Here is a 26,266-nt window from a genome sequence, read left to right on the forward strand (position 1 = left end):
GATGCCCAGATCCAGTTCCAGCGCCAGACGCGCGCCCCGTCTCGCGATAGCCGTCGGTCTCACCGCCGCGCTCTGCGCGACCGGGGCCGCCCCTCTCGCCTTCGCGGCGGACGAGACGCCCGCGCCCGCCCCCAAGTCCGCGAACGGCAAGCTCGGTTCGGCCGACGCCGACCTGCTCGCCGACGCCAAGGCGGACGGCGAGAAGACCGTCACGATGATGGTCGCCACCGAGCCCGGCGCCACCGAGCAGGTCGCCGACCAGCTCGACGGCGTCAAGGGCGGCTCGGTCGGCCGCACCTACGACAAGCTCGGCTACGTCCGCGCGACCGTGCCGACCGGCAAGGCCGACGCGGCGATCAAGTCGGCCTCGAAGCTGTCGTCCGTGCACGCCATCGACCTGCGCCACGAGATCGAGCTGGACGACCCGACCCCCGCCGCCGACCGCGCCAAGGGCGCGAAGGCCGGGGCGAAGGGCACGTACCCGGGTCCGGACAAGAAGACCCCGGCGGACAACCCGTACAACCCGTCCGCCGAGACCGGCGCCGTCGACTTCGTGCAGAAGCACCGCAAGGCGGACGGCCGGGGCATCACCATCGGCATCCTGGACTCCGGCATCGACCTCGGCCACCCGGCGCTGAAGAAGACCACCACCGGCGAGCGCAAGATCACCGACTGGGTGACCGCGACCGACCCGATCGTGGACGCGGACGGCACCTGGCGCCGCATGACCAACCCGGTCACGGGCCCCGTCTTCACCTGGAACGGCCAGACGTGGAAGGCCCCGGCGGGCTCCTTCCAGGTCAACCGCTTCCAGGAGTCGGCCACCACCGGCGGCGACGCCAAGGGCGACATCAACCGCGACGGCGACACCACCGACAGCTGGGGCGTGCTCTACGACCCGGCCGCCGGAACGGTCCGCGTCGACCTGAACGACAACAAGGACTTCACCGACGACGAGCCGATGAAGCCGTACAAGGACGACCACCAGGTCGCCTACTTCGGCAAGGACGACCCGGCGACCGACGTCGTCGAGCGCGTCCCGTTCGTCGTCGAGATCCGCAAGGACGTGCCCACCGACCCGTACGGCGGCGACTGGGTCGGCAAGAAGGCCGACTTCGTCAACATCGGCGTCATCGAGTCCGAGCACGGCACGCACGTCGCGGGCATCACCGCGGCCAACGGCCTGTTCGGCGGCCGGATGAACGGCGCGGCGCCCGGCGCCAAGCTGGTCTCGTCGCGCGCCTGCACCTGGACCGGCGGCTGCACCAACGTCGCGCTCACCGAGGGCATGATCGACCTCGTCACGAACCGCGGCGTCGACATCGTCAACATGTCGATCGGCGGGCTCCCGGCGCTGAACGACGGCAACAACGCGCGCGCCGAGCTCTACAAGCGCCTCATCGACGAGTACGGCGTCCAGCTGGTGATCTCCGCGGGCAACAGCGGCCCCGGCGCGAACACCATCGGCGACCCCGGCCTCGCCGACAAGGTCATCTCGGTCGGCGCCGCGATCTCCAAGGACACCTGGGCCGCCAACTACGGCTCCCAGGTGGAGAAGAAGTACGCGATGATGCCGTTCTCCTCGCGCGGTCCGCGTGAGGACGGCGGCTTCGCGCCGATCATCTCGGCGCCCGGTTCGGCCATCAACACCACGCAGACCTGGCTGCCCGGCGCCCCGGTCACCGAGGCGGGCTACCAGCTGCCCGCCGGATACTCGATGCTGCAGGGCACCTCGATGGCGTCCCCGCAGGCCGCGGGCGCCTCGGCGCTGCTGCTCTCCGCCGCCAAGCAGGAGCGCATCGACCTGACCCCGGCGAAGCTGCGCACCGCGCTGACCTCGACCGCGAGCCACATCCGCGGCGAGCAGGCGTACGCGCAGGGCACCGGCCTCATCGACGTCGTCGAGGCCTGGGACGCCATCGAGGACGGCGCGAAGGCGCACACGTACACGGTGCAGGCCCCGGTCGACACCGCCCTGGAGCAGGAGCTGAAGAAGCCCGGCACCGGCATCTACGACCGCGAGGGCGGCCTGCGGACCGGCCAGAAGCGGACGTACGACGTGACGATCACCCGCACCTCGGGCCCGGACCGCGGCGTCCGCCACGAGCTGGACCTGGTCAACAACCACGAGGGCACCTTCAAGCTGCTCGGCGACGACGAGGTGACGCTGCCGCTGAACAAGCCGGTGACCGTCAAGGTCCGTGCGAAGGCCAAGACGGCCGGTCTGCACAGCGCGATCCTCACCGTCGACGACGAGCGCACCGAGGGCATCGACCAGCAGATCATGTCGACGGTCGTCGTCTCGGCGCCGCTCGCCAAGCCGTCGTACACCTTCTCGGCGTCCGACTCCACGCAGCGCAACACCCCGAAGTCGTACTTCGTGACGGTCCCCAAGGGCGCCAAGTCCCTGGAGGTCTCCCTCGGCGGCCTGAAGGACAAGAGCCAGACGCGCTTCATCGCGGTGCACCCGTACGGCGTCCCGGTCGACTCCACCTCGTCGATCGTCTGCTACCCGAACTACGAGAACCCGGCCAACACCTGCCGCCCGGACCTGCGTTCCTACGCGGAGCCGCAGGCGGGCGTCTGGGAGATCGAGGTCGAGTCGCGCCGGACGTCGCCGCTGCTCGACAACCCGTACAAGCTGAACGTCGCCGCGCTCGGCGTCGACTTCGACCCGGCCGTGCAGACGGTGCCCGAGGCGAAGGTCGGCACGCCCGCGCCCGTCTCCTGGAAGGCCACGAACGGCTTCGCGGCCGTCGACGGCAAGCTGAAGGGCGGCTCGCTCGGCTCGTCCAAGTCGGCCCGGCCCGCCATCAAGCAGGGCGAGACGCAGACCACCGAGGTCGTCGTGCCCGCGGGCGCGGAGCGTCTGGACGTCGCGATCGGCTCCACCGCGGACGTCGCCGCCGACCTGGACCTCGCCGTGAAGAAGGACGGCGCGGTCGTGGGCTCCTCGGCGGAGGGCGACTCGGAGGAATCGGTCAGCCTGAAGAAGCCCGCGGCCGGTACGTACACGATCGAGGTGACGGGCTACTCGGTGCCGTCGGGATCGACCGCGTACGACTACCGTGACGTCTTCTTCTCGGGCGCGCTCGGCCAGGTCACCGTCGACGAGTCGAAGACGGTGCAGCTCGCCAACGGCGCCTCGGCGCAGATCGACGCGAAGGTCGAGGCGAAGGCCCCGGCCGCGGCGGGCCGTGAGCTGTTCGGCGAGGTGTCCCTGCTGAACGCGGGCGGCACGGTCGCGGGCAGCGGCAGCGTGAAGGTCGAGAAGGTCACGCCGTAACGGTGTGACCCCCAGGCGCCGGACGGACTCGACCGAGCCCGTCCGGCGCCTTTCTGCTGGTGCGACCGCTACCGGTCCGCCCCCGGCCCGTCGTCGCACCGGATCCCCTTCGAGGCGGGCAGGGCCTCGGTGATCATCTTGCGGAGGCGGTCGCGCTCCTTGCCGACGGCCCAGTTGGCGGGCTCCGCGGAGCCCTTGTCGACGGTGATCAGGACGCGGTCGCCCTTCTTCAGGCGCGGGTCCACGGCGCGGTCCATGGGGAACTTGACCGTGGGGCTCCCCGACTTCGGCTTCAGGTAGCGCGTCACATCGACCGTGACCCGGTCCTGCAGACCGCCCGGCACCGGGTCGACCGCCGTGACCGTGCCCTCCACGATGAGCCGTGAGCACGCCACGAACCCCTCGGCGCTGAGGTCGGCGTCCGCGCCGCCCTCCGGCCTGCTCTTCGCGCCCGACGCCTTGTCGGCGCCGCCGTCAGCGTCCCCCGCCCCCTGCCCGGCGTCCACCACGAGCCAGGCGAGCCCGCCGACCAGGGCGGCGGCGGCCGTCGCCGCGGCCACGCCGAACGCGACGGCCATCCGGCGCCGGGCCGGGCGCGGTGCTCGTACGGGTACAGGCTTCTCCCGCGCCGGTCCGGGCGCCGCGAGCGTCTCCCCCAGGACGGCGAGGTGCCCCCGCAGCGCCTCGACGTCCGCGAGGGCCGCCGTGTGCTCGGCCGCGAAGCCGGGGTCGTGCAGCGCCTCGTCCGGCACGGGCTCGTCCGTGATCGCCGTCATCAGCGCGTCGGCGGCGGCGTCGGCGCCCTCAGCGGCGGCGGAGTCGTCGTACCGCATGTCACACCACCTCCCCTTCGTGCAGCCGCGCCCGCAGAAGCCGAACCGCCGTGTGCAGTCTGCTCTTGACCGTTCCCTCCGGAATGCCCAGTTCATCCGCTATCGCCCGGACCGGCAGATCCGCGTAGAAGCGCAGGACCACCACCTGCCGCTGGGCGTCCGGCAGCTCGCCGAGCCCCTGGGCAACGGCCATCGAGGTGGCCCGCTTCTCCGCGCCGTCCTCGTCCGTCGCCTCCCGCCACAGCACGGAGAGCCGCTCGCCGAGCCGCTCCTGCCTGCGCCGGGCCCGGTGCCAGTCCATGGCCAGGTTGGAGGCGACCACGGCCGCCCACGCGGACACGTCACGCGGCGCCTCGCGCCCGTCCGCCGCCCGCTCCAGGAGCTTCAGGCGGACCTGCTGCACACCGTCGGGCAGGTCGGCGTGCGGCACCCCGCCCAGCGCGAGCACCGCCCGGACCCGGTCCTCCTGGGCCGCGTCCAGCGGATCCGCTCCCCCGTCCCCCGTCTGCACGCGGCGCACTTTCCTGCGCAGCAATGTGCCCCTCCCGTCCCCGCGTTTCTCCTACGACGCCCGGGGCGCCCGAAAGGTTCACGGCGACGCGGCACAAATGTGGCGTCCCGCACCTCGGACAATGGATTGGACAACGCGGCCCTGGACAGACGCATCATGGAGCCACCCCCACAGACCGGCCGAGGTCACGAGGCCGCACGCACATATGGAGGAAGTCCCTGTGAAGGTCGGAATCGTCGGAGCCACCGGTCAGGTCGGCAAGGTCATGCGCAAGATCCTCGCCGAGCGGAAGTTCCCGGCCGACGAGCTGCGCCTCTTCGCCTCGGCCCGCAGCGCGGGGAAGGTCATCGACGGCGTGACCGTCGAGGACGCCTCCACGGCCGACTACACGGGCCTGGACATCGTGCTGTTCTCCGCGGGCGGCGCCACCTCCAAGGCCCTCGCGGAGAAGGTCGCCTCGCAGGGCGCCGTCGTGATCGACAACTCCTCCGCCTGGCGCCGTCACCCCGAGGTCCCCCTCGTGGTCTCCGAGGTGAACCCGCACGCGATCAGGAACCGCCCCAAGGGCATCATCGCGAACCCGAACTGCACGACGATGGCCGCGATGCCCGTCCTGCGGCCGCTGCACGCCGAGGCGGGCCTCGAAGCGCTGGTCGTCGCCACCTACCAGGCGGTCTCCGGCTCCGGCCTCGCCGGTGTCGAGGAGCTGTTCGAGCAGGTCAAGAAGGTCGGCGAGGAGGCTCCCAAGCTCACCCACGACGGCTCTTCGGTCGACTTCCCCGAGCCCGACAAGTACGTCGCGCCGATCGCGTACAACGTCCTGCCGATGGCGGGCTCCGTCGTCGACGACGGCCTGAACGAGACGGACGAGGAGCAGAAGCTCCGCCACGAGTCCCGCAAGATCCTGGAGATCCCGGAGCTGAAGGTCTCGGGCACGTGCGTGCGCGTCCCCGTCTTCACCGGCCACTCCCTCCAGGTCAACGCGCGCTTCGCGCGCCCCCTGAGCCCCGAGCGCGCCACCGAGCTGCTCGAAGCGGCCGAGGGCGTCGTCGTCACCGAGGTGCCCACGCCGCTGGTCGCCGCGGGCAAGGACGACGCGTTCGTGGGCCGCATCCGCAAGGACGAGACGGTCGAGAACGGCCTGGCGTTCTTCATCTCCGACGACAACCTCCGCAAGGGCGCGGCGCTGAACGCCGTCCAGATCGCGGAGCTCGTCGCCGCGGAGCTCAAGGGCTGATCCCCGGCCCGTACGCCGAAGGGGGCGGTCACCTTTTCCCGGTGGCCGCCCCCTTCGCGCACGCCACGGCCACCAGCGCGAGCCCGGCGAGCCCGCCGCCCAGCCACAGCACCGCTCCGGCCCCGTGGCCGTCCGCGACCCGGCCGCCCGCGAAGGCGCCGAGGGCTATCGCCACGTTGAACACGCCCGCGAAGAGCGCCGATGCCGCCTCACGGGCGTGCGGGGCGGCGGTCATCACCCAGTTCTGCGCGGAGACCGACACCCCGCCGTACGCCAGACCCCACGCCACGAGCAGCGCCACCGAGGCGGCGAGCGAGCCGCCCGCGGGCACCATGAGCAGCACCACGGCGGTGAGCCCCGCGCAGATCGCGAGCAGCGCCCGGCGCGGGTCGCGGGACGCGACGGCGCCGCCCGCGAAGTTGCCGACGATGCCTGCGGTCCCGTAGGCGAGGAGCAGCCCGCTGATCAGGCCCGCGCCGATGCCGGGCACCCGCTCCAGGACGGGGCGGATGTACGTGTACGCGGCGAAGTGGCCGGTGACCAGGAGCGTGACGGCGAGGAGCCCGGCCCGCAGTCGGCCGATGCGCAGGAGTGCGGGGAACGCGCCGAGGCTGATGCCCTCCTGCGCGGGGAGCCTGGGCAGGACGGTGCCGAGCAGCCCCGCCACGGCCAGGGCCAGCACGGCGAGGGCCGCGAACCCCCAGCGCCAGCCCGCCAGTTCGCCCAGCAGAGTGCCCGCGGGCACGCCGAGTACGGAGGCCACCGCGATCCCGCTGAAGATCACCGCCGTGGCCCGGCCCGCACCCTCCTCCCGGACGAGCCGCACCCCGAGACCGGCCGCGATGGCCCAGACGCCGCCGATGCAGACGCCGACGAGGACGCGCGCGACGAGCAGGACGGCGAAGACGGGCGCGAGCGCGGAGACCACGTTGGCGGCGGCGAGCAGCGTCATCAGTACGTACAGGACCGTGCGCCGGTCCGCGCGGCGCACCGCGACGGGCAGCAGCAGGGCGGCGAGCGCGGCGACGAGGCCGGGCAGGGTGACGGTGAGGCCCGCGGTGCCGTCCGAGACGTGCAGACCGGAGCCGATGGAGGTGAGGAGTCCGACGGGGAGCATCTCCGTGGTGACGACGGAGAAGGTGGCCGCGGCGACGGAGAGGACGGCGAGACGCCCGCGTGGAGGCGGCAACGCGACGGACTGCGTGGGTATTCGAGTGCTCTGTGACATGGCATCCACCCTGTGTGGGCGCCCGCCGGGGAACAACGCGGAAGATCTCATCCTTGAATGAGCCGGGTTCATCGATGTCGGCAGGAAGAGGGACCGCGCGCCATGAGCGGGAACGGGCTGGAGATCCGGGAGCTGGAGTGCTTCCTGGTGCTTGCCGAAGAGCTGCACTTCGGACGGGCCGGCGAGCGGCTGTACGTTTCGCAGAGCCGTGTCAGCCAGTTGCTCGCCGCCCTGGAACGGCGGATCGGCGCGCGCCTGGTGGAGCGTACGAGCCGACGGGTGGCCCTGACCACTCTCGGGGAGCGTTTTCTGGCCGAACTCAAGCCTTCCTACACCGAGTTGGTGTCCGTGGTGGACCGGGCGAAGGCGTCGGCGCGGGGTGTCGAGGGCACGCTGCGGCTCGGCTTCCAGGGCACCGCGGACGCCCGTCTGATGCGGGCCATCGAGTCCTTCCAGGAGCGGCATCCGGCCTGTGCGACGGAGATCGTGGAGATCCCCTTCGCCGATCCGTTCGGGGCGGTGCAGCAGCGCGACGTGGACGCGGCGATCGTGCTGCTCCCGGTCGCCGAGCCGGATCTGGTGCTCGGCCCCGTCTTCTCCAGCGAGCGGCAGACCGTCGCCGTGTCGGTGCGGCACGCGTTCGCGGGGCGTTCCTCGCTCACCGCCGCGGAGCTCGCGGGGACGCCGCTGATCGCGGCGACGGCCCCGGCACCCGCGTACTGGCGGGCGGCGCAGGCCCCCTCGGGCCCGCCCGCCCCCGAGGTCCGTACGCTCCAGGAGGGCCTCACGCTGGTGGCGGCGGACCGGGCGGCGATGCTGCTGTGCCGTCCGACGTCGGAGTACCACGGCCGCAAGGACGTCGTCTTCGTGCCGGTCGACGGGCTCCCCGACTCGGTGCTCGGGATGGTGTGGCACCGGGACGGGGAGACGGAGCGGGTACGGGAGTTCGCGCGGGCCGTGGCCGCCGACGCGGGCTGACCGTCAGACCGGTCGGCGCACCTCGAAGTGGAAGCAGCCGTACTCCAGGGCCCTGACGTGCACGAGGGCGACCTGCGGGTCGGTGAAGGCCTCGGCGATGGCGGCGTCGAAGCCCTGCTCCTCCTCGGCGGGGATCTCCAGCAGGCGGCCGCCGACGATGTGTCCCTCGGCGCTGTACCTGCGGACCGTGCGCAGGGAGCCCGCACGGGAGAAGGGGTAGCCGCCGCTCTCCCGCGACGGCCCCGCGCAGGGGTCGGCGTGGATGAAGACGGGCCCCTGCTCGTCATAGGCACCCGGAGTCGCGTCCGTCTCGGCGGCCCAGCGGCGCAGCGGCGCGTACGAGACGAGGGCGATGCGCTCGCCGGGGGCGGCGAGCCGCAGGCAGCAGCGGAGCGGGGAGCCGCCCTCCTGGTCGACGAAGGGGAGGCAGGGCTGCCCGGCGTCGTCGGCGGCGCGGAGCTGGGCGAGGACCTCGGGGGCGATGGGCAGCGGGGTGTAGGTGGTGCGCGGGTACGTGGTGGTCATGGGTCGAGCCTCGCGCGTGGGGGCGGACGGGGCTGGCGGTTTCCGGACGTCGCACTGCGCATCACCCGTCCCGGGACCCGTCTCTCGCACCGCGCCTCACGCCAGCCCCCAGGAACCCCGCCCGTTCAGTTCCGCCACGTCCATGCCTGTCGTCCTGCGGTACGCCGCGTCCATCTCCCCCAGTTCCTCGGGCGTCAACACGTCCTCGACATGGTCGAATCCGTCGGGCGCGCGCTCGGCGACGGTGTGCAGGATGCGGTCCGCGGGCATGTTGCGGTTGGCGAGGACGACCGCGTTGGCCGCCTCCCGCCGCACCTCCTCGTACGCCCGCAGCCCCGCCTCCCGGTCCGGCGCGGTGTGGACGAGGCAGCGCGCGAGGACCCGGGCGTCGAGGATCGCCTGGGAGCCGCCGTTCGACCCCACCGGGTACATCGGGTGCGCGGCGTCGCCGAGCAGGGTGACCGGGCCGTGGCCCCACCGGGGCAGCGGGTCCCTGTCGACCATCGGGTACTCCAGGATGTGCCGGGTGGCGGCGAGCAGCGCGGGCACGTCCAGGTCGCCGATGCGCCATCCCGCGTAGTGCGGCAGGACGTCGGAGAGCCGCCCGGAGCGGTTCCAGTCGGCGGGCCCCGCCATCCCGTGGTGGTGCGTGGCAGGGAACCGCACCTCTGCCACCCAGTTGAGCAGCGCCCTGCCCCGCTCCTGGAACGGCTGCGAGACGGGGTAGACGACGAGTTTCGCGGTGACGTTGCTGCCCGCCACGGCGACGGTCCGCCCGCCCAGCACGGGGTGCCACTCGGCCATCCCCCGCCACATCCGGATGCCGTTCCACAGCGGCGGCCCCTCGCCGGGGTGCAGCACGGCCCGCACCGTCGAGTGCAGCCCGTCGGCGCCGACCAGGGCCCGCACCCGTACGCCGTACTCCCTGGCCCGCGACATGTCCCGCAGAATCACCCGCAGTCCGCCGCCCTCGCGCTCGGCGAGGCGCACGAAGGCGGTGCCGGTGCGCACGGCGTGGTCGCCGAGCCGGTCGCGGACCGCGTCGAGCAGGAGCAGTTGGAGGGCGCCGCGGTGGACGGAGTACTGGGGCCAGCGGTAGCCGAGGGCGAGACCGCGCGGCTCGGCCCAGATGCGGTTGCCGTGCCGGTCGAAGTGGACCATCTCGTCGGGGGCGACGGCGGTCGCCGCGAGTTCGTCGCCGAGCCCCAGCTCGGTCAGCTCCCGCACCGCGTGCGGCAGCAGGTTGATGCCCACGCCGACGGGGCGCAGCTGTTCCGCGGCGTCCACCACACGGACCCCGATGCCCGCCTCGTGCAGGCTGAGCGCGGCGGTGAGCCCTCCGATGCCCGCGCCCGCCACCAGTACGTCGGTCATGGCCGTCGTGCGGCCGGGCCGGTGTCGGCCGGCCTCTCGGTCCCCAGCATCTCCCGTATCCCCCTGTGGTCCCTGCCCCGCCCTTGCGGCCGTGGTCTGCGGCCTGTCGGGACGGGTGCGAACGCGCGGAGCGTAACCGCACGGCAGCGGGAGAACAATGGGCCGGGCGGCCATCCCCGGGGGCATGGAAGGATGGCCGGAAACACCACAAGTCGCACCCCCCGACGACCTGATATTTCTCAGCCACAAGACCACAAGTCGTACCCGAGGAGATGACCGCGTGCCCGGCACCAATCTGACCCGCGAAGAGGCGCAGCAGCGGGCGAAGCTGCTCACCGTTGACTCGTACGAGGTCGATCTCGACCTCTCCGGCGCGCAGGAGGGCGGGACCTACCGGTCCGTCACCACGGTGCGCTTCGACGCCGCGGAGGCGGGCGCCGAGACCTTCATCGACCTGGTGGCCCCCGCGGTCCACGAGGTCGTCCTGAACGGCCACGCGCTGGAAGTCGGCGCGGTGTTCCGTGACTCGCGCATCGCGCTGCGGCACCTGCAGGCCGGTACGAACGAGCTGAAGGTCGTCGCCGACTGCGATTACACCAACACCGGTGAGGGCCTGCACCGCTTCGTCGACCCGGTCGACCAGCAGGCCTATCTGTACACGCAGTTCGAGGTGCCGGACGCGCGCCGCGTCTTCGCTTCCTTCGAGCAGCCCGACCTGAAGGCGACCTTCCAGTTCACCGTGAAGGCGCCGAGCGGCTGGACGGTGATCTCCAACTCGCCCACGCCGGAGCCGAAGGACGACATCTGGTCCTTCGAGCCGACGCCCCGCATGTCCACGTACGTCACGGCGCTGATCGTCGGCCCGTACCACTCGGTGCACTCGTCGTACGAGGGTCCCGGCGGGCAGTCCGTGCCGCTCGGCATCTACTGCCGTCCCTCGCTCGCCGAGTTCCTCGACTCGGACGCGATCTTCGACGTGACGCGGCAGGGCTTCGACTGGTTCCAGGAGAAGTTCGACTACGCGTACCCCTTCGCGAAGTACGACCAGCTCTTCGTGCCGGAGTTCAACGCGGGCGCGATGGAGAACGCGGGCGCGGTGACCATCCGCGACCAGTACGTGTTCCGTTCGAAGGTGACGGACGCGGCGTACGAGGTGCGGGCCGCGACGATCCTGCACGAGCTGGCCCACATGTGGTTCGGCGACCTCGTCACCATGGAGTGGTGGAACGACCTGTGGCTGAACGAGTCGTTCGCCACGTACGCCGAGGCCGCCTGCCAGGCCTACGCGCCGGGGTCGAAGTGGCCGCACTCCTGGACGACGTTCGCCAACTCCATGAAGACGTGGGCGTACCGCCAGGACCAGCTGCCCTCCACGCACCCGATCATGGCGGACATCCGTGACCTGGACGACGTCCTGGTCAACTTCGACGGCATCACGTACGCGAAGGGGGCGAGCGTCCTGAAGCAGCTCGTCGCCTATGTCGGCGAGGACGAGTTCTTCCAGGGCGTGCAGGCCTACTTCAAGCGGCACGCGTTCGGCAACACGCGCCTGTCCGACCTGCTCGGCGCCCTGGAGGAGACCAGCGGCCGCGACCTGAAGACCTGGTCGAAGAAGTGGCTGGAGACGGCGGGCATCAACGTGCTGCGGCCGGTCGTGGACGTCGACACGCGGGGCGTCATCACGTCCTTCGCGGTCAAGCAGGAGGCCCCCGCGCTGCCCGAGGGCGCCAAGGGCGAGCCCACCCTGCGCCCGCACCGCATCGCGATCGGCTTCTACGACCTCGACGACGAGTCCGGCAAGCTGCTCCGCACGGAGCGCGTGGAGCTGGACGTCGACGGTGAACTGACGGCCGTGGACGCGCTGGTGGGCAAGGGCCGTCCGGCGGTCATCCTCCTCAACGACGACGACCTGTCGTACGCCAAGGTCCGCCTGGACACGGAGTCGCTGGCCTTCGTCACCGCCCACATCGGCGACTTCGAGGCCTCGCTGCCGCGGGCGCTGTCGTGGGCGTCGGCGTGGGACATGACGCGGGACGCGGAACTCCCGACGCGGGAGTACCTCTCCCTGGTCCTGTCCGGCATCGGCAAGGAGTCCGACATCGGCGTCGTGCAGTCGCTGCACCGCCAGGTGAAGCTGGCCCTCGACCTGTACGCGGCCCCGGCGGGCCGTGACGCGGCGCTGGCCCGCTGGACGGAGGCGACGCTGGAGCACCTGCGGGCGGCGGAGCCCGGCAGTGACCACCAGCTGGCGTGGGCCCGCGCGTTCGCGGCGACGGCCCGCACGGACGCGGACCTGGCCCTTCTTGAGGGGCTGTTGGACGGCTCGGAGTCCGTGGACGGCCTCGCCGTCGACACGGAGCTCCGGTGGGCGTTCGTGGCGCGGCTCGCGGCGACCGGCCGCCTCGACGAGGCGGGCATCGCGGCGGAGCTGGAGCGGGACAGGACGGCGGCGGGCGAGCGGCACGCGGCGTCGGCGCGGGCGGCGCGGCCGACCGCGGAGGCGAAGGCGGAGGCGTGGGCCTCGGTCGTCGAGTCCGACTCCCTGCCGAACGCGATCCAGGAGGCGGTGATCGGCGGCTTCGTCCAGACCGAGCAGCGTGAACTCCTCGCTCCCTACGCGGAGAAGTTCTTCGCCTCCGTGAAGGGGGCGTGGGACTCCCGCTCCCACGAGATGGCCCAGCAGATCGCCGTCGGCCTCTACCCGTCGCTGCAGATCTCCCGGGCGACGCTGGACGCGACGGATGCGTGGCTTGCTTCGGCGGAGCCTTCTGCTGCGTTGCGGCGGTTGGTCACGGAGTCTCGGGCGGGGGTTGAGCGGGCCCTGCGGGCGCGGTCTGCGGACGTGTAGCCCCGCCGGGCCGCGGGCGGCCTCGGGCCGGGGGGATCTCCGGCCTGCGGCCGCCTGCGGTGCGCTTCGGCTGCGGGCCGTGGGGGTTGTTCGCGCAGTTCCCCGCGCCCCTGAAACGGCCCGCCCGTCCCGCGGGGTTACCTGTGTCTCTCGGGGACTGCCTCTCTGAGGGAAGTCAGGACTCGGGAGACTGCTGCGCCTGTTGCGGCGCCGCGGCGGACTGCGGCGATGACGTGGCGGGTCGGGTGGTCCTCGGAGAGTTCTCGCATCACCACGCCGTCCCTGCGCACCGCCGCCATCCGCGGGACCAGCGCCACCCCCATCCCCGCCTCCACCATCGCGAGGATCGACGTCCAGCCCGACGCCGAGTGGGCCTGTTCCGGAGTGAAGCCCGCGCCCTCGCACGCCGCCCGCGTGATCTCGGACCAGGGACCGCTGCCGCCGAAGATCCACGGCTCCCCGGCGAGGTCCGCGAGGCGCAGACCCGCCTCCGAGGCCAGCCCGTGGTCGCCGGGCAGCGCCACGTCCAGCGGGTCGGCGAGCAGTGACTCCCGGGTGAAGCGCGTGTCCGCGTCCACCGCGGCCGGGGCCTGCACCGCCAGGGACAGCGCGATGTCGACCTCACCGGCCGCGAGGAGCTCGTACGCCTGGGCCGCCTCGGTCTCCCGTACCCGTACGGAGATGCCGGGCGCCGCCGCCCGCAACGCCCGCACCGCGGGCACGACGAGCGCGGGCACCGCGGTCGAGAACGCCCCGACCCGCACCTCCCCCGCCTCCCCCTGCACATACGCCGTCAACTCGGCATCCGCCCGCTCCAGTTGGGCGAAGACCGCCTCCGCGTGCCGCAGCACCAGATGCGCGGCGTCGGTGAGGCGGACCCGCCTCCCGTGCGCCTCCAGGAGCGGTACGCCCAGCTGTTTGGCGAGGTTGGACAGCTGCTGGGAGACGGCCGACGGCGTCATCTGCAGCGTCTGCGCCGTCGCCGTCACCGTGCCCCGCTCGCTCAACGTGCGCAGGATCTGCAGCTTCTTGATGTCCCACTCGCTCATGAGCCCAACGTACCGACTGGTCAGAAGCGCGGAACCCACCGGCCGCGCCCCCTGGCTCACTTCGTGCGGGCCGCGCCGAGCACGACGCCGCCCAGGATCAGGCCCATGCACAGCACCTGCAGCCACCCCATCGCCTCGCCGAGTACCGCGAAGGAGAGCAGGGCGACACAGACCGGCTGGAGGTAGTAGACGACCCCGGCGCGGGCCGCCCCGATGATCGAGATCGCCTTGTTCCAGGCGAAGAAGGCGACCGCGGACGACACCACGCCGACGTAGAGGAGCGGGGAGACCGTGGCGGCGGTCGGCTCGAAGCCGCCCTGCAGTACGTAGCTGGCCACGAACACCGGGAGCAGCAGCAGCGCGCCGAGCACGAACGTCGAGAAGAGGAAGGGGAGCCCGCCGATCTCCGCGGGCTTGCGCTTGAGCAGTGCGCTGTACGAGCCGAAGGAGAGCGCGGCCGCGATGATCCAGAGATCGCCGACCGCGAAGTCCATGGTGAGCGAGCCCTTGCTGACCAGGAGCAGGACCCCGGCGCAGGCGACGAGCATGCCGGTGACCCGCCGCGCGCCGAGCCGGGCGCCGCCGATCCGTTCGTAGACCGCCATCAGGACCGGCGACGCGGCCATGATCATGCCCATGTTGCTCGCGGTGGTCGTCATACCGGCCTGGTTCACCAGGGTGTTGTAGACGGTGACGCCCAGCAGGGAGGCGAGGAGCAGGAACTTGAGGTGCTCGCGGAGCAGTCTCCGCTGCCGCCAGGTCTGCCGCGCCGCGAACGGCGCGACCGCGGCGATGGCGATGATCCAGCGCCAGAACGCGTGCTGGACGGGCGGCACGGCATCGTGCAGGGCGCGGGAGGTGACGAAGCTGCCCGACCAGACGACGGTGGCGAGGGCCGCGAGGGCGAGGCCGACACCGATGGGGCGCACGGCTCCCGCCGTGGCGACCGGCTCGGTCGGCTGCGTCTGCGCGGTGCGGGTGCTGGTCCGGTCGAGGACGGTCACGAGGTATCCCTTGCCTGTCTCCCCGGCTCCGCGGGGCGTCTCGGTCATGTTCGGGACAACCGTCGCACCCCACCATTCATCACGTCCATCGAAACTTTTCGCGGTTAATGTTAAGCACTAGCGAATAGTCTGGTGGGTGGTCGTGCTCTGGTTCAGCGCCCACTTCCCCAGTTCCGCCTCCACCTCCTCCGCCCACGTCTCCTCCGCCGCCCACGCCACGTACCCGTCGGGGCGGACCAGGACCGTCGTGCGGCGGTCGCTCGCCCAGTGGGCCCGGACCGCGTGGCCCGTCGCGCACTTCTCGTTCTCGGGGGCGATCAGCACGAACTCGCCCGCGCGTAGGACCTCGTAGAGACGCCCCTCCTTGAGCGCGACATCCGGGACCCTGCGCCCGACGAGGCGGTGGGCGCCCCTGGGGGCCGGGTACGCGATGCCGATGCCGGTGATCTGGCCCGCCGCCCCGGCGCGCGCCGCGGGCACCCGGCTTACGACGGTGGCGAGAGCGGCGCGGGCCGCGCGCGTCCACGGGCGCTTGGCCATCGCGAGCCTGACGAGCCCGCCGCTGCTGCGCAGCACCGCCTTGCCGACCGGGTGCCGCTCGGCCTCGTACGTGTCAAGGAGGCCCTGCGGGGCGCGGCCGTTGACCGCGGCGGCCAGCTTCCAGCTCAGGTTCGCGGCGTCCTGCAGCCCGGTGTTCATGCCCTGGCCGCCCGCCGGGGAGTGGACGTGCGCGGCGTCCCCGGCGAGGAAGACGCGGCCCACCCGGTAGGCGGGCGCCTGCCGCTCGTCGCTGTGGAAGCGGGACATCCAGCGGGCGTCGTGCATCCCGAAGTCCCGGCCGAGCGCCTGCCGGACGATGCCCCTGACCTCTTCGAGGTCGAGCGGCTCGCTGTCGGGGACGTTGCGCGAGCGGTCCCAGCCGATGACGCGGTGGTAGCCGTCGGCGAAGGGTGCGATGAAGGCGAAGGAGTCGCCGTCGGCGTCGACGGTGAGCAGCGAATCCGGCCGCTCGGCGAGCTTGACGTCCGCGAGGACGAGCGAGCGGATGACGGACCTGCCGGGGAAGGACAGGCCGACCGCCGCGCGCACGCCGCTGTGCAGGCCGTCGGCCCCGACGACGTACGTGGCGCGCAGGGTGCCGGATCCGCCGCCGGGGCCGCGGACTTCGAGCGTGACGCCGTCCCGGTCCTGGGTGAGCCCGGCGACCTCGGTCTCGTAAGCGAAGCGCACCCCGGCATCGACCGCCCGGCGCTCCAGGACGCGCTCGACCTCATACTGCGGGAGGACCAGGACGTGCCGGAAGCGGGAGGGCAGCCGCCCGAGGTCGAGCGCGAGGCGGTCGAAGAGGCGCAGCCGGTCGAGCGGCTCGCCCTTGGCCTCCAGTTCGTCGGCGAGGCCGCGCGCGTCGAGCTGCTCCAGGGTGCGGGCGTGCACGACCATCGCCCGCGAGAGGTTGCTGATGCCGGGCGCCCGCTTCTCGACGAGGGTGACGGGGACGCCCGCGGCGGCGAGGTCTCCGGCGAGGAGCAGGCCGGTGGGGCCCGCGCCGACGACCACGACGGCCTCGGTGGTGGTGTCGGTGGTGTGTGCGCTGTCCGTCGTACCGTTCATGGCCGCCTCCGGCGCCTCAGGGTGCCAACACTTGTTGGTCAACGCTTGTTGACCAACGTAGAACCGCGCCCATGGACTGTCAACGCCTGTTGGCCTACGTTTGTGGGCATGATGGAGAGAACCACCGAAGCGCCCCGCCGCTCGGACGCCACCCGCGCCGGGATCCTCACGGCGGCCCGCGAGCGCTTCGCCGCGGACGGGTACGAACGCGCGACGATCCGCGCCATCGCCAAGGACGCACGCATCGACCCGTCGATGGTGATGCGCTACTACGGCAACAAGGAGGGGCTTTTCGCCGCGGCCACCTCGGTGGACCTGCGGCTGCCGGACGTCGGCCGGGTGCCGCGGGCGGACGTGGGAAGGGTGCTCGTGCGGCACTTCCTCACCGTCTGGGAGGGCGACGGGGTGCTCACCGCGCTGCTCCGCGTGGGCATCACCAACGACGCGGGGGCCGAGCGCATGCGGGCCGTCTTCGCGGAGCAGCTGCTGCCGGTGGCACGCGAGGTCTGCCCCGACCCGGCCGAAGCTCCGGCCAGGGCCGCGCTCTGCGCCTCACAGCTGCTGGGAGTCGCCCTGACGCGGTACGTGCTGCGCTTCCCGCCGTCGGCCGCGCTGTCGGGCGAGGAGATCACGGAGTGGCTGGCACCGACGCTGCAGCGCTATCTGACGGCAGAGCGGCCGTGACTGACGGCCGAGGGGCCGTGAGCGCGCCGAGGGCACCCTGCGGCGACGTACTTGCATACGTACGCGACAGGGTGCCCTCGGCGTGAAGTCGTGCGTCGGAGCGAGGGCCCGGTCAGCCCTGCTTCTGCTGCTTCCGGGACTTGTCGCCGACCATCACGAGGCCCGCGATCACCAGGAACAGCACGATGGGCGCGGCGACGTACAGGCCGAGCGTGTCGATGACGCTCAGGCCGGGGCCCGGGTCGTCACCGTCGTCGCGCGCCGCGAACGCGGGGGACGACATGAGCAGCATCATCAGCGTCGTGCCGGAGGCCAGGGCGCCGGCGCGCAGTGCGTTCTTCTTGTCCACGGTGCCAACGTAGCGAACTCCTCAACGGGGTGCGCGCCCGGGGTGCCGTACGGGCGCACTCGCCCTAGCGGAACACCGCCATGAGGGCGTGCAGACGCGGGGAGGCGGCCAGTTCTTCGAGGGTGACGGGGCGTCCGGCGGCATCGGCGACCGGCAGACGCCAGTTGGGGTACTCGTCCCAGGTGCCGGGGAGGTTCTGCGGGCGGCGGTCGCCGACCGCGTCGGGGAGCCAGATGCCGATCATGCGGGCCGGGGTGGCGAGCAGGAACCGGTGCACGGCACGGATCTCGTCCTCCTCGCAGCCGGTGCCGCCGGGCAGCAGGCCGAGCCGCGAGAGCAGCCCCAGCCACTCGTGCACGTCCGCGGCGGCCTCGGCCCGCTCCTGCGCCAGCGGGCGGGTCAACAGACCGAGGTCGTGGCGGAGTTGGACGTGCTCGCCGGTGAGGCGGGCGGCGGTCGGGGGCAGGTCGTGCGTGGTGGCGGTGGCCACGCAGTCGGCGCGCCAGGCGTCGGCGGGGAGCGGGCGTCCCGTGCCCTCCCAGTCCCGCTCGAACCAGAGCACGGAGGTGCCGAGCACGCCGTGCTCGCGCAGGGTCTCGCGGACGCCCGGCTCGACCGTGCCGAGGTCCTCGCCGATGACGAGGGCGTCCGCACGGTGCGCCTCCAGGACGAGGACGGCGAGCATCGCCTCGGCGTCGTAGTGGACGTACGTCCCCTCGGTGGGTTCGCGGCCCTCGGGGATCCACCACAGGCGGAACAGGCCCATGACGTGGTCGATGCGGAGCGCGCCCGCGTTCCTGAGCAGGCCGCGCAGGAGGGCCCGGTACGGGGCGTAGCCGGACTCGGCGAGGCGGTCCGGGCGCCAGGGCGGCAGGCCCCAGTCCTGGCCGCGCGCGTTGAAGGCGTCCGGCGGGGCGCCGACGGACATGCGCGGGGCGAAGTGCCGCTGCTGGGCCCAGGCGTCGGCGCCGCCGGGGTGCACGCCGACCGCGAGGTCGTGCACGAGGCCGATGTCCATGCCCGCATCCGCCGCGGTGCGCTGGGCGGCGGCCAGCTGGGTGTCGGTGAGCCAGGCGAGGCGGCTGTGGAAGTCGACGCGGTCCATCGCCTCGCGCCGGGCGCGGGCCGTGCCGGGCGAGGCCGGGTCGCGGAGGGCGGCGGGCCAGGAGTGCCAGTCGGGGCCGTAGGTCTCGGCGAGGGCGTTCCAGGTGGCGTGGTCCTCCAAGGCGGTGCCCTGCTCGGCCAGGAAGGCGTTGTAGGCAGCGCGGCGGCCGGGACCGAGGGGGACCTCGTGGAGCAGTTCCAGCGCTTCGCGCTTGAGGGCCCAGACCGCGTCGCGGTCGATGAGCTCGCCCCGCTGAAGCACCCCTTCGCGCAGCGCGGCGGCCCGGCGGCACAGTTCGTCGGCCCGGTCACGGGCCTTGCCCGTCAGGTACGCGAACTCGGGGACCGCCTCGACGCGCAGGTGCACGGGGTCGGGGAAGCGCCGGGAGGAGGGGCGGTACGGGGAGGGATCGCTGCCCGGCCCCTGCGCGGGTCCGGGCACGGCCGCGTGCAACGGGTTGACCTGGACGAACCCCGTGCCGAGGGTGCGGCAGGACCAGTCGGCGAGCTCGGCGAGGTCACCGAGGTCCCCCATGCCCCAGGAGTGCCGGGACAGCAGTGAATAGAGCTGGACGAGCAGTCCGTGCGTGCGTCGCGCCGGGGTTCCGAGCCGCCGTGGAGCGACGACGAGGTGGGCTGTCTCTCCGGTCTCTCCGGTCTCTCCGGTCTCTCCGGTCTCTCCGGTCTCTCCGGTCCCGGCGCCCTTCCCCGGGCCCGGGGGGCGTATGCGGAGCCGGTGGACGCCGGTGGGCAGCGCCTCGGGGAGCCGCGGGGTGCGCGCCGCGGGGACCTCCCACTCGGCCGTTCCGCCCTCCTCCTTCTCCACCCGCACCCGCGTCCCTGGCGGCAGCCCCGCGAGGGACGGGGGCAGCGGACCGTCCGTCCACGCCACCACCGTCGGGGGCAGCAGCCGGGCGGCCTGCTCGGCCTCGCGTGCCGACAGCGCCGCCCCGACGGCTTGCGGAGTGCTCGCGTCCACACCCAGCGCGGCCAGGGCGGCGATCACCGCGGACTCGGTGGCGGGGACGGTGCGTCCCGGAGACGGGGAGTAGGAGGTGGCCACGCCGTACGAAGCGGCCAGCCGGGCAAGGGGCATCAGACCCCCATGAAGTCCAGGCCCGAGGCCATGCCGGTGGAGGTGGGCTCGCTGGTCAGCGGGGCGGCGTCGGCGAGGGGCGGCTCGCTGGTGAGCGGCGCGGCGTCGGCGAGCGGAGGCTCGCTGGTGAGGGGCGGCTCGATGCAGCCGCAGGAGCAGGAGCCGTCGAGGCCCGAGTCGGGGTGGGAGACCTGTTTGGAGAGCGCGGACAGCAGAAGATTTGCGGAGGCGGCCACGTGGGAGCTCCTTCTCAGGGGGCAGGTCTTGCCAGCCCTACCCCGTGCGCGGGCGCGCAGACGTATACGGTGCCACAACGTGACCCTGGTCACATACCTTTCTTGCTGCGGAAGTTGTTTCACGGGGGCCGCCCCGCCCCGGAAGAACGGGCTCCGGCCCCGCGGCTCCCGGGAAGATGTCCGTCACGGCGGAACCCGTCACGGACCCTTCGGGGCCCCGTCCCCGACCGGCCCCCTACCCCCTCCACCCCCCGATTCGCGCAGGTTCCGCGAAGAATCCCCCGCCCGGTACCCGGCCCCGTTGACACCCCCGCCGCCGCAGTGGTGGGCTCGCTGCCACATGTGACGCAAGGGACCGCAAGGACCCCAGGGGCAGAGACAGGGGCAAGGCCCGTGCAGGTGCGGCGGAGGAAGGGCGTGACCGCCGTCGCGGTCGCCGTGATCGCGGGCGCGCTCGGCGGCGCGCCCGGCGCCCTCGCGAACCCGGGGGCACCCGGCGGGCCCGGCGCCCCCGCCACCTCTCCGGACGCCCTGGACGCCCTGGACGCCGCCAGTAGCGACGCGCCCAGGAGCGACTCCCGGCTGCCGTCCGTCTGGCCGCGCCCCCAGTCGATGAGCGACTCGGGCAGCGCCGTCACGCTCGGCGACGACGTCGTGCTCGTCGTCCCCCGCGGCGAGCCGCACCGAGCCGCCTCCCTTTCCGGCCCCGCCATCGACCCGTACGCCCTGGAAGCCCTGCGCGCCCTCCTCCGCGACTCCGGCGCCCGGCACGTCACCGAGGTGCGCGACGGCGACCCGCTGCCCGCGGGCGGCCTCGTCGTCCGGGCCGGCGGGGCGGGGGCCGACCGTGCGCTGCGCTCGCTGGGCGCCCGTGAGCTCGGCGACCTGCCGAAGGGCGGGTACCGGCTCGCCGTCGGACGTGTCGACGGGCGGGACACCGTCGCCCTCGCGGGCACCGGTGAGGACGGCCTCTTCCACGGCGTCCAGACCCTGCGCCAGCTCACCGGCCCTGCGGCGGACCGTACCCGTCCCCGCACCCTCCCCGGCGTACAGATCCGCGACTGGCCGGGCACCGCCGTGCGCGGCCTCACCGAGGGGTTCTACGGCACCCCGTGGACCCGGGAGCAGCGCCTCGCCCAGCTCGACTTCATGGGACGCACCAAGCAGAACCGGTACCTCTACGCCCCCGGCGACGACCCGTACCGCCAGGCCCGCTGGCGCGAGCCCTACCCCGCGGACCAGCGCGCCGACTTCCGCGCCCTGGCCAAGCGCGCCGAGGCCAACCACGTCACGCTCGCCTGGGCCGTCTCGCCCGGCCAGGCCATGTGCCTGTCGTCCGAGCGGGACGTCAGGGACCTCACCCGCAAGCTGGACGCCATGTGGGCGCTCGGCGTGCGCGCCTTCCAGCTGCAGTTCCAAAACGTCAGCTACAGCGAATGGCACTGCGAGCAGGACGCCGAGACCTTCGGGTCGGGTCCGGAGGCCGCCGCGAAGGCGCAGGCCCGGGTCGCCGACGCGGTCGCCGCGCACCTGGCCGCGCGCCACCCCGGCGCCGGGCCGCTCTCCCTGATGCCGACGGAGTACTTCCAGGACGGGACGACGGAGTACCGCGCGGCCCTCTCGCACGCGCTGGACCGCCGTGTCGAGGTGGCGTGGACGGGCGTCGGCGTGGTGCCGAGGACCATCACGGGGCGCGAGCTCGCGGGCGCCCGCCGGGCGTTCGGCCCGCACCCGCTGGTCACGATGGACAACTACCCCGTCAACGACTTCGCGCAGGACCGCATCTTCCTCGGCCCCTACACGGGCCGCGAGCCCGCAGTCGCCACCGGCTCGGCCGCCCTCCTCAGCAACGCCATGGAGCAGCCGTCCACCTCCCGCATCCCCCTCTTCACGGCCGCCGACTACGCCTGGAACCCGCGCGCCTACCGCCCCCACGAGTCCTGGCTCGCCGCCATCGACGACCTCGCGGGCGGCGACCCGAAGGCGCGGGGCGCGCTGCGGGCCCTGGCGGGCAACGACGCCTCGTCCGTGCTCGGCGCCGACGAGTCCGCGTATCTGCGGCCGCTCCTGCGCGACTTCTGGGCGGCCCGTACGACGCCGGACCGGGCGCGGAACGAGCGCGCGGCGCGGAGCCTGCGGGCCGCCTTCACCGTGCTGCGGGAGGCGCCGCGCCGCCTGGCCGACAGCGAGCTCGACGGTGAGGTGCGCCCCTGGATCGAGCAGTTGGCGCGCTACGGCGAGGCGGGCGAGAGGGCGGTCGACCTGCTGGCCGCGCAGTCCACCGGTGACGGCGCGGCCGCGTGGCGGGGCTCGCGCGCCCTGACGAAGCTCCGCAAGAAGCTGCGGACGAGCGGCGTCACCGTCGGCGAGGGGGTCCTGGACCCGTTCCTCGCGCGTACGCAGAAGGCGTACGCCGCCTGGGCGGGGACCGAGGGGAAGCGGGCCTCGCAGGGCGCGACGGCCCGGTTCGGCCGCGTCCGCCCGCTGACCGCGGTGACGGCGCTGACCGACCCCGGTACCGAGGGCACCGTCGAGGCGCACGTCCCCGGCGAGGGCTGGCGGCGGGTCGGCGCCCTCTCGGAGAGCGGCTTCACCGAGCTCGACCTCACGAAGCACAAGGATCTGCGCGCCGACGCGATCCGCACCGCCCTCACAGACGACACAGGCAGCACGGGCGGCACAGACGGCACCGTCCGCCACCTGGTCCCCTGGTTCGCCGACACCCCCGACGCCCGTCTGTCGCTGGCCCGCACCGAGGCCGACGCGGAGATCGGCGGGGGCCCGCTGCGCGTCTCGGCGAAACTGCGCTCGCTGCGCCCCGGCGACGTCCACGGCCGACTCCGGGCGAAGGCCCCCGGCGGCATTGAGGTGAAGGTCCCCGGGGAGTCGACGCTGCCGCGCGGCACGGAGGTCGACGTGCCCCTCGACATCACGGTCCCCGCGGGCACCCGCGCGGGGACGTACGACATCCCGGTGACCTTCGGCGACGAGACCCGCACGGTCTCGGTCCGTGCCTTCCCGCGCACCGCCGGGCCCGACCTGGCGCGCGGCGCGAAGGCGTCGTCGTCGGGCGACGAGACGAAGGACTTCCCCGCGTCGGCGGCGGTCGACGGGGACCCGGAGTCCCGCTGGTCGTCCCCGGCCGAGGACGGCGCGTGGTGGCAGGTGGAGCTCGCGGAGCCGGTCAGGCTCGGCCAGGTGGTGCTGCGCTGGCAGGACGCGTACGCGGCGGGTTACCGCGTGCAGACGTCGGCCGACGGCAGGACCTGGCGCACGGCGGCGACCGTGCGGGACGGCGGGGGCGGCCGTGAGGCGGTCCGCATGGATGCGCGCGACACCCGCTTCGTCCGGGTGCAGGGCGACCGGCGGGCCACGCGCTTCGGCTACTCGCTCTGGTCCGTGGAGGCGTACGCGGTCGCCGACAGGTAGCGACCGCCGCACGCCCGTCGTACGCGTCCGCCGCACGCCTTCACATGCATCACTTCACGTACGACACCTCACGTACATCACTTCACGTACAACAAAGCCCGGATCGATTGCTAGGCAGAAATGCCGTCGATCCGGGCCATCGCGTCCTCCGCGCCGAACGGCTGCAAGTACGGCAGCCAGCGCGGATCCCTATGTCCGGTCCCGATGATGCGCCACGCGAGGCCCGATGGCGGCGCGGGCTTGTGCCTCAGCCGCCAGCCGAGCTCCATGAGGTGCCGGTCGGCCTTGACGTGGTTGCAGCGGCGGCAGGACGCCACCACGTTGTCCCAGGCGTGCTGGCCGCCTCGGCTCTTCGGAATGACGTGGTCGACGCTGGTTGCGACGCCACCGCAGTACATGCACCGACCGCCGTCGCGGGCGAACAGCGCCCGCCTGGTCAGCGGAACAGGCCCCCGGTAAGGGACCCGGACGAACCGCTTGAGGCGGACCACGCTGGGTGCGGGGACGGTGCGCGTTGCGCTGTGCATGAAGGCGCCGGATTCCTCGAGGCAGAGAGCCTTGTTCTCCAGGACGAGGACGAGCGCGCGGCGGAGCGGTACGACGCCGAGGGGCTCGTACGACGCGTTGAGGACCAGGACATGCGGCACGGATGCCTCCTTGTACGCCGGCGACGCGTGGCTCGCGCCGGGACGATCTGTAGTCAGTCTCCCCTCATGCCTGGTCGTAGCGCCAGCATGTCCCCGTAACGGCCTTGAAGTGTTTTCGACCACAGCGGACGCGGTACGGGGACAGCACTCCGTTCTTCCTCGTTCTTCCCCAGGTGAGCACCGTCTCTCCCTAGAACATGACAACGATCCACACACGATGCCCCGTTAGTGTGGTGGGTCTGCCCGGTTCCCCCGGTTCCGCTTAGATGGCGGTTCTTCGTTCGCCGGGCAGGCCGCGATACCTGGAGGTACCTGCCGTGTTCCTGTCCGTCCTGTCGGCAGCCGGAACGGACCCGGACGACCCGCAAAAGACCAAGCCGCCCACGCTAGAGGACGCTCAGGAGAGCGCCACGAACGCGGCGAGCTGGGTCGAGCAGAACTGGTCCACGTGGCTCGGCATCGGTCTGCGCATCGTGCTGATCGTCGCGATAGCGGTCGTCCTGCGCGTCCTGGTGCGCCGCGCCATCACCAAGCTCATAGACCGCATGAACCGCACGGCCCAGGCCGTGGACGGCACGGCGCTCGGCGGGCTCCTGGTGAACGTGGAGCGCCGCCGCCAGCGCTCGCAGGCCATCGGCTCGGTGCTTCGCTCGGTGGCCTCGTTCCTGATCCTCGGCACGGCCGGGCTGATGATCCTCGGCACCTTCGAGATCAACCTGGCGCCGCTGCTCGCCTCCGCGGGTGTGGCGGGCGTCGCGATCGGTTTCGGCGCGCGCAACCTCGTCACCGACTTCCTGTCCGGCGTCTTCATGATCCTCGAGGACCAGTACGGCGTGGGCGACTCGATCGACGCGGGCGTGGCATCGGGCGAGGTCATAGAGGTCGGCCTGCGCGTCACGAAGCTGCGCGGCGACAACGGCGAGATCTGGTACGTCCGCAACGGCGAGGTCAAGCGCATCGGCAACCTCTCCCAGGGCTGGTCCACGGCGGGCGTCGACGTGACGGTCCGCCCTGACGAGGACCTGGAGAAGGTCAAATCCACCCTGGCGGAGGTCGGCGAGGCCATCGCGAAGGACGAGCCGTGGAACGAGCGGCTGTGGGGCCCGGTGGAGATCCTGGGCCTGGACAGCGTGCTCCTCGACTCGATGGTGGTCCGCGTCTCCGCGAAGACGATGCCGGGCAAGTCCCTGGGCGTGGAGCGGGAGCTGCGCTGGCGCATCAAGCGGGCGTTCGACGAGGCGGGCATCCGCATCGTGGGCGGCCTGCCGCTGGCAGCGGAGGAGGCGGCCCCCGACCCCTCGGCAGGCGTCTCGGCCCCCTCCGCCTACGCCTCGGCGACGTCCCCGCAGTCTTTGGCGGCGTCCCCGATACCGCCGCCGAACCTGGCGAAGTAGTGAAGGGGGCGCTGCGCTGAAGGCCGGTTCGGGCGGCGCTGACGCACTCACGGACAGCGCCCCCGCCCGGAGGGCTGCCCCTGGGTCTCTGGAGGAGCGCGGACCCGACGCACCAGGGTGGAATCCGTGGCTCAGCCACGCCTCTGAGTATGACCAGCTCAGAACAGGCAGGACGAGCAAGGAGAAAACCATGAAGTCGTGGCGTACTCGTATCGGTGTCAGCCTCGCTGTCGGCGCGGCGGCCATCGCCATTCCGCTGACCAGCACCACCGCCTTCGCCGCTGATCCGCCCGGCGCGGGCTGGGTCCCCATCGGCGCCGAGGCCTACCCCTCGAAGGCGGCGTGCGAGGTGTCGGAGCTTCCGATGGCTCATGACGCCGGGTACAACGAGGTGTGGTGCGACGACAGCAAGCACATCATGCCCATCTACTACCGCTGACATCGCTGACATCGCACCGAGAGCCCACTGCCCCTGGCGCACCGCGCCGGGGGCAGCAGGCGACGGCGACGCGGGGCCCCGACCTCGCCGGTTCGACCGGCCTTAACTCCTCTGCCCCGTCCAGAGCGTCGCCGCCCTGATCCACATCGCCTGCGAAGGTCGACGGTCCGAAACACGGGGACCTCCGCCGACAGCGGACCGGCCTTCTGGATGTTCAGCCCAGAGGGGGCCGAGCCTCCCGTGCCTCTCTGAATCGGTCGGCGACTTCGGTGAGCCGGTGTCTTTGAAGGTCACCGGGGCCGCCCGGTGTTTTGCGGAGTGTGGCGGTTCCGGGCCGGGAGTAAAGGGCGCTCCCTGCGGTCGCGTCGGCTGCGCCGATTCCGCTTCGCTCCACCCTTGACTCC

At 72.7% G+C, this 26,266-nt stretch carries 20 protein-coding genes; 8 read left to right on the forward strand and 12 right to left on the reverse strand.

Annotated elements, in window-relative coordinates:
• Position 1 precedes the first annotated feature (1 nt).
• The gene (locus ABZV77_RS28680; RefSeq protein ID WP_356262623.1) at positions 2-3,286 is read left to right on the forward strand and encodes a S8 family serine peptidase; all 3,285 of its coding nucleotides are present in this window, start codon (positions 2-4) and stop codon (positions 3,284-3,286) included.
• 68 nt (positions 3,287-3,354) lie between these two features.
• On the opposite strand, the gene ABZV77_RS28685 is transcribed toward ABZV77_RS28680, so the two are convergent.
• Both ABZV77_RS28685 and ABZV77_RS28690 read right to left on the reverse strand, forming a co-directional pair.
• Positions 3,355-4,119: a hypothetical protein gene (locus ABZV77_RS28685; protein WP_356262626.1), complete on the reverse strand. Its 765-nt coding sequence runs from the start codon at positions 4,117-4,119 to the stop codon at positions 3,355-3,357.
• 1 nt (position 4,120) lies between these two features.
• The gene (locus ABZV77_RS28690; RefSeq protein ID WP_356262629.1) at positions 4,121-4,654 is read right to left on the reverse strand and encodes a sigma-70 family RNA polymerase sigma factor; all 534 of its coding nucleotides are present in this window, start codon (positions 4,652-4,654) and stop codon (positions 4,121-4,123) included.
• A gap of 196 nt (positions 4,655-4,850) precedes the next feature.
• On the opposite strand from ABZV77_RS28690, the gene ABZV77_RS28695 reads away from it, so the two are divergent.
• Positions 4,851-5,867, forward strand: coding sequence for an aspartate-semialdehyde dehydrogenase (locus ABZV77_RS28695; protein ID WP_356262632.1), 1,017 nt, complete (start codon positions 4,851-4,853; stop codon positions 5,865-5,867).
• Between the two features lie 28 nt (positions 5,868-5,895).
• Here ABZV77_RS28695 and ABZV77_RS28700 read toward each other — a convergent pair whose 3' ends face one another.
• Positions 5,896-7,095, reverse strand: coding sequence for an MFS transporter (locus ABZV77_RS28700; protein WP_356262635.1), 1,200 nt, complete (start codon positions 7,093-7,095; stop codon positions 5,896-5,898).
• 102 nt (positions 7,096-7,197) lie between these two features.
• On the opposite strand from ABZV77_RS28700, the gene ABZV77_RS28705 reads away from it, so the two are divergent.
• Complete coding sequence (locus tag ABZV77_RS28705) at positions 7,198-8,073, forward strand: LysR family transcriptional regulator (protein ID WP_356262638.1); 876 nt, start codon at positions 7,198-7,200, stop codon at positions 8,071-8,073.
• A 3-nt stretch (positions 8,074-8,076) separates the two neighbouring features.
• Here ABZV77_RS28705 and ABZV77_RS28710 read toward each other — a convergent pair whose 3' ends face one another.
• Complete coding sequence (locus tag ABZV77_RS28710) at positions 8,077-8,598, reverse strand: DUF1203 domain-containing protein (RefSeq protein ID WP_356262641.1); 522 nt, start codon at positions 8,596-8,598, stop codon at positions 8,077-8,079.
• Between the two features lie 96 nt (positions 8,599-8,694).
• The gene (locus ABZV77_RS28715; RefSeq protein WP_356262644.1) at positions 8,695-9,972 is read right to left on the reverse strand and encodes a flavin-dependent oxidoreductase; all 1,278 of its coding nucleotides are present in this window, start codon (positions 9,970-9,972) and stop codon (positions 8,695-8,697) included.
• Positions 9,973-10,252: 280 nt separating this feature from the next.
• On the opposite strand from ABZV77_RS28715, the gene pepN reads away from it, so the two are divergent.
• Positions 10,253-12,820 (forward strand): aminopeptidase N, encoded by a 2,568-nt coding sequence (gene pepN, locus ABZV77_RS28720; protein ID WP_356262647.1) that lies wholly within the window; start codon positions 10,253-10,255, stop codon positions 12,818-12,820.
• A 137-nt stretch (positions 12,821-12,957) separates the two neighbouring features.
• Here pepN and ABZV77_RS28725 read toward each other — a convergent pair whose 3' ends face one another.
• The 3 genes from ABZV77_RS28725 to ABZV77_RS28735 form a co-directional block, all read right to left on the reverse strand.
• Positions 12,958-13,869 carry a LysR family transcriptional regulator gene (locus ABZV77_RS28725; RefSeq protein ID WP_356262650.1) on the reverse strand — a complete coding sequence of 304 codons (912 nt, stop codon included), beginning with the start codon at positions 13,867-13,869 and terminating at the stop codon, positions 12,958-12,960.
• 56 nt (positions 13,870-13,925) lie between these two features.
• Positions 13,926-14,921: a DMT family transporter gene (locus ABZV77_RS28730; protein ID WP_356262653.1), complete on the reverse strand. Its 996-nt coding sequence runs from the start codon at positions 14,919-14,921 to the stop codon at positions 13,926-13,928.
• Positions 14,922-14,990: 69 nt separating this feature from the next.
• Positions 14,991-16,484: an FAD-dependent monooxygenase gene (locus ABZV77_RS28735; RefSeq protein ID WP_356262656.1), complete on the reverse strand. Its 1,494-nt coding sequence runs from the start codon at positions 16,482-16,484 to the stop codon at positions 14,991-14,993.
• A gap of 108 nt (positions 16,485-16,592) precedes the next feature.
• Here ABZV77_RS28735 and ABZV77_RS28740 point away from each other — a divergent pair, with 108 nt between their 5' ends.
• Positions 16,593-17,168, forward strand: a complete 576-nt coding sequence (locus ABZV77_RS28740) for a TetR family transcriptional regulator (RefSeq protein ID WP_356262659.1) — start codon at positions 16,593-16,595, stop codon at positions 17,166-17,168.
• Positions 17,169-17,280: 112 nt separating this feature from the next.
• On the opposite strand, the gene ABZV77_RS28745 is transcribed toward ABZV77_RS28740, so the two are convergent.
• The 3 genes from ABZV77_RS28745 to ABZV77_RS28755 all read right to left on the reverse strand — a co-directional run bounded on the left by ABZV77_RS28745 (position 17,281) and on the right by ABZV77_RS28755 (position 19,953).
• Positions 17,281-17,517, reverse strand: a complete 237-nt coding sequence (locus tag ABZV77_RS28745) for a hypothetical protein (protein WP_055569298.1) — start codon at positions 17,515-17,517, stop codon at positions 17,281-17,283.
• A 64-nt stretch (positions 17,518-17,581) separates the two neighbouring features.
• Positions 17,582-19,717, reverse strand: coding sequence for a 4-alpha-glucanotransferase (gene malQ, locus ABZV77_RS28750; RefSeq protein WP_356262662.1), 2,136 nt, complete (start codon positions 19,715-19,717; stop codon positions 17,582-17,584).
• Positions 19,717-19,953, reverse strand: a complete 237-nt coding sequence (locus ABZV77_RS28755) for a hypothetical protein (RefSeq protein WP_055569296.1) — start codon at positions 19,951-19,953, stop codon at positions 19,717-19,719. Before ABZV77_RS28755 ends, malQ begins: the two co-directional genes overlap by 1 nt.
• Before the next feature lie 393 nt (positions 19,954-20,346).
• Between ABZV77_RS28755 and ABZV77_RS28760 the strand changes: the two genes are divergently transcribed.
• Positions 20,347-23,382 carry a beta-N-acetylglucosaminidase domain-containing protein gene (locus ABZV77_RS28760; protein ID WP_356262666.1) on the forward strand — a complete coding sequence of 1,012 codons (3,036 nt, stop codon included), beginning with the start codon at positions 20,347-20,349 and terminating at the stop codon, positions 23,380-23,382.
• 110 nt (positions 23,383-23,492) lie between these two features.
• Here the strand turns inward: ABZV77_RS28760 and ABZV77_RS28765 are convergent, their stop codons facing one another.
• Positions 23,493-24,029, reverse strand: a complete 537-nt coding sequence (locus ABZV77_RS28765) for an HNH endonuclease (RefSeq protein WP_306335859.1) — start codon at positions 24,027-24,029, stop codon at positions 23,493-23,495.
• Positions 24,030-24,295: 266 nt separating this feature from the next.
• Between ABZV77_RS28765 and ABZV77_RS28770 the strand changes: the two genes are divergently transcribed.
• Positions 24,296-25,423, forward strand: a complete 1,128-nt coding sequence (locus ABZV77_RS28770) for a mechanosensitive ion channel family protein (RefSeq protein WP_356262669.1) — start codon at positions 24,296-24,298, stop codon at positions 25,421-25,423.
• Between the two features lie 190 nt (positions 25,424-25,613).
• Positions 25,614-25,862, forward strand: a complete 249-nt coding sequence (locus ABZV77_RS28775; RefSeq protein WP_356262672.1) for a hypothetical protein — start codon at positions 25,614-25,616, stop codon at positions 25,860-25,862.
• The last annotated feature ends 404 nt before the right edge of the window (positions 25,863-26,266 follow it).

Source organism: Streptomyces sp. NPDC004732, assembly GCF_040609235.1.
Taxonomy (GTDB): Bacteria; Actinomycetota; Actinomycetes; order Streptomycetales; family Streptomycetaceae; genus Streptomyces.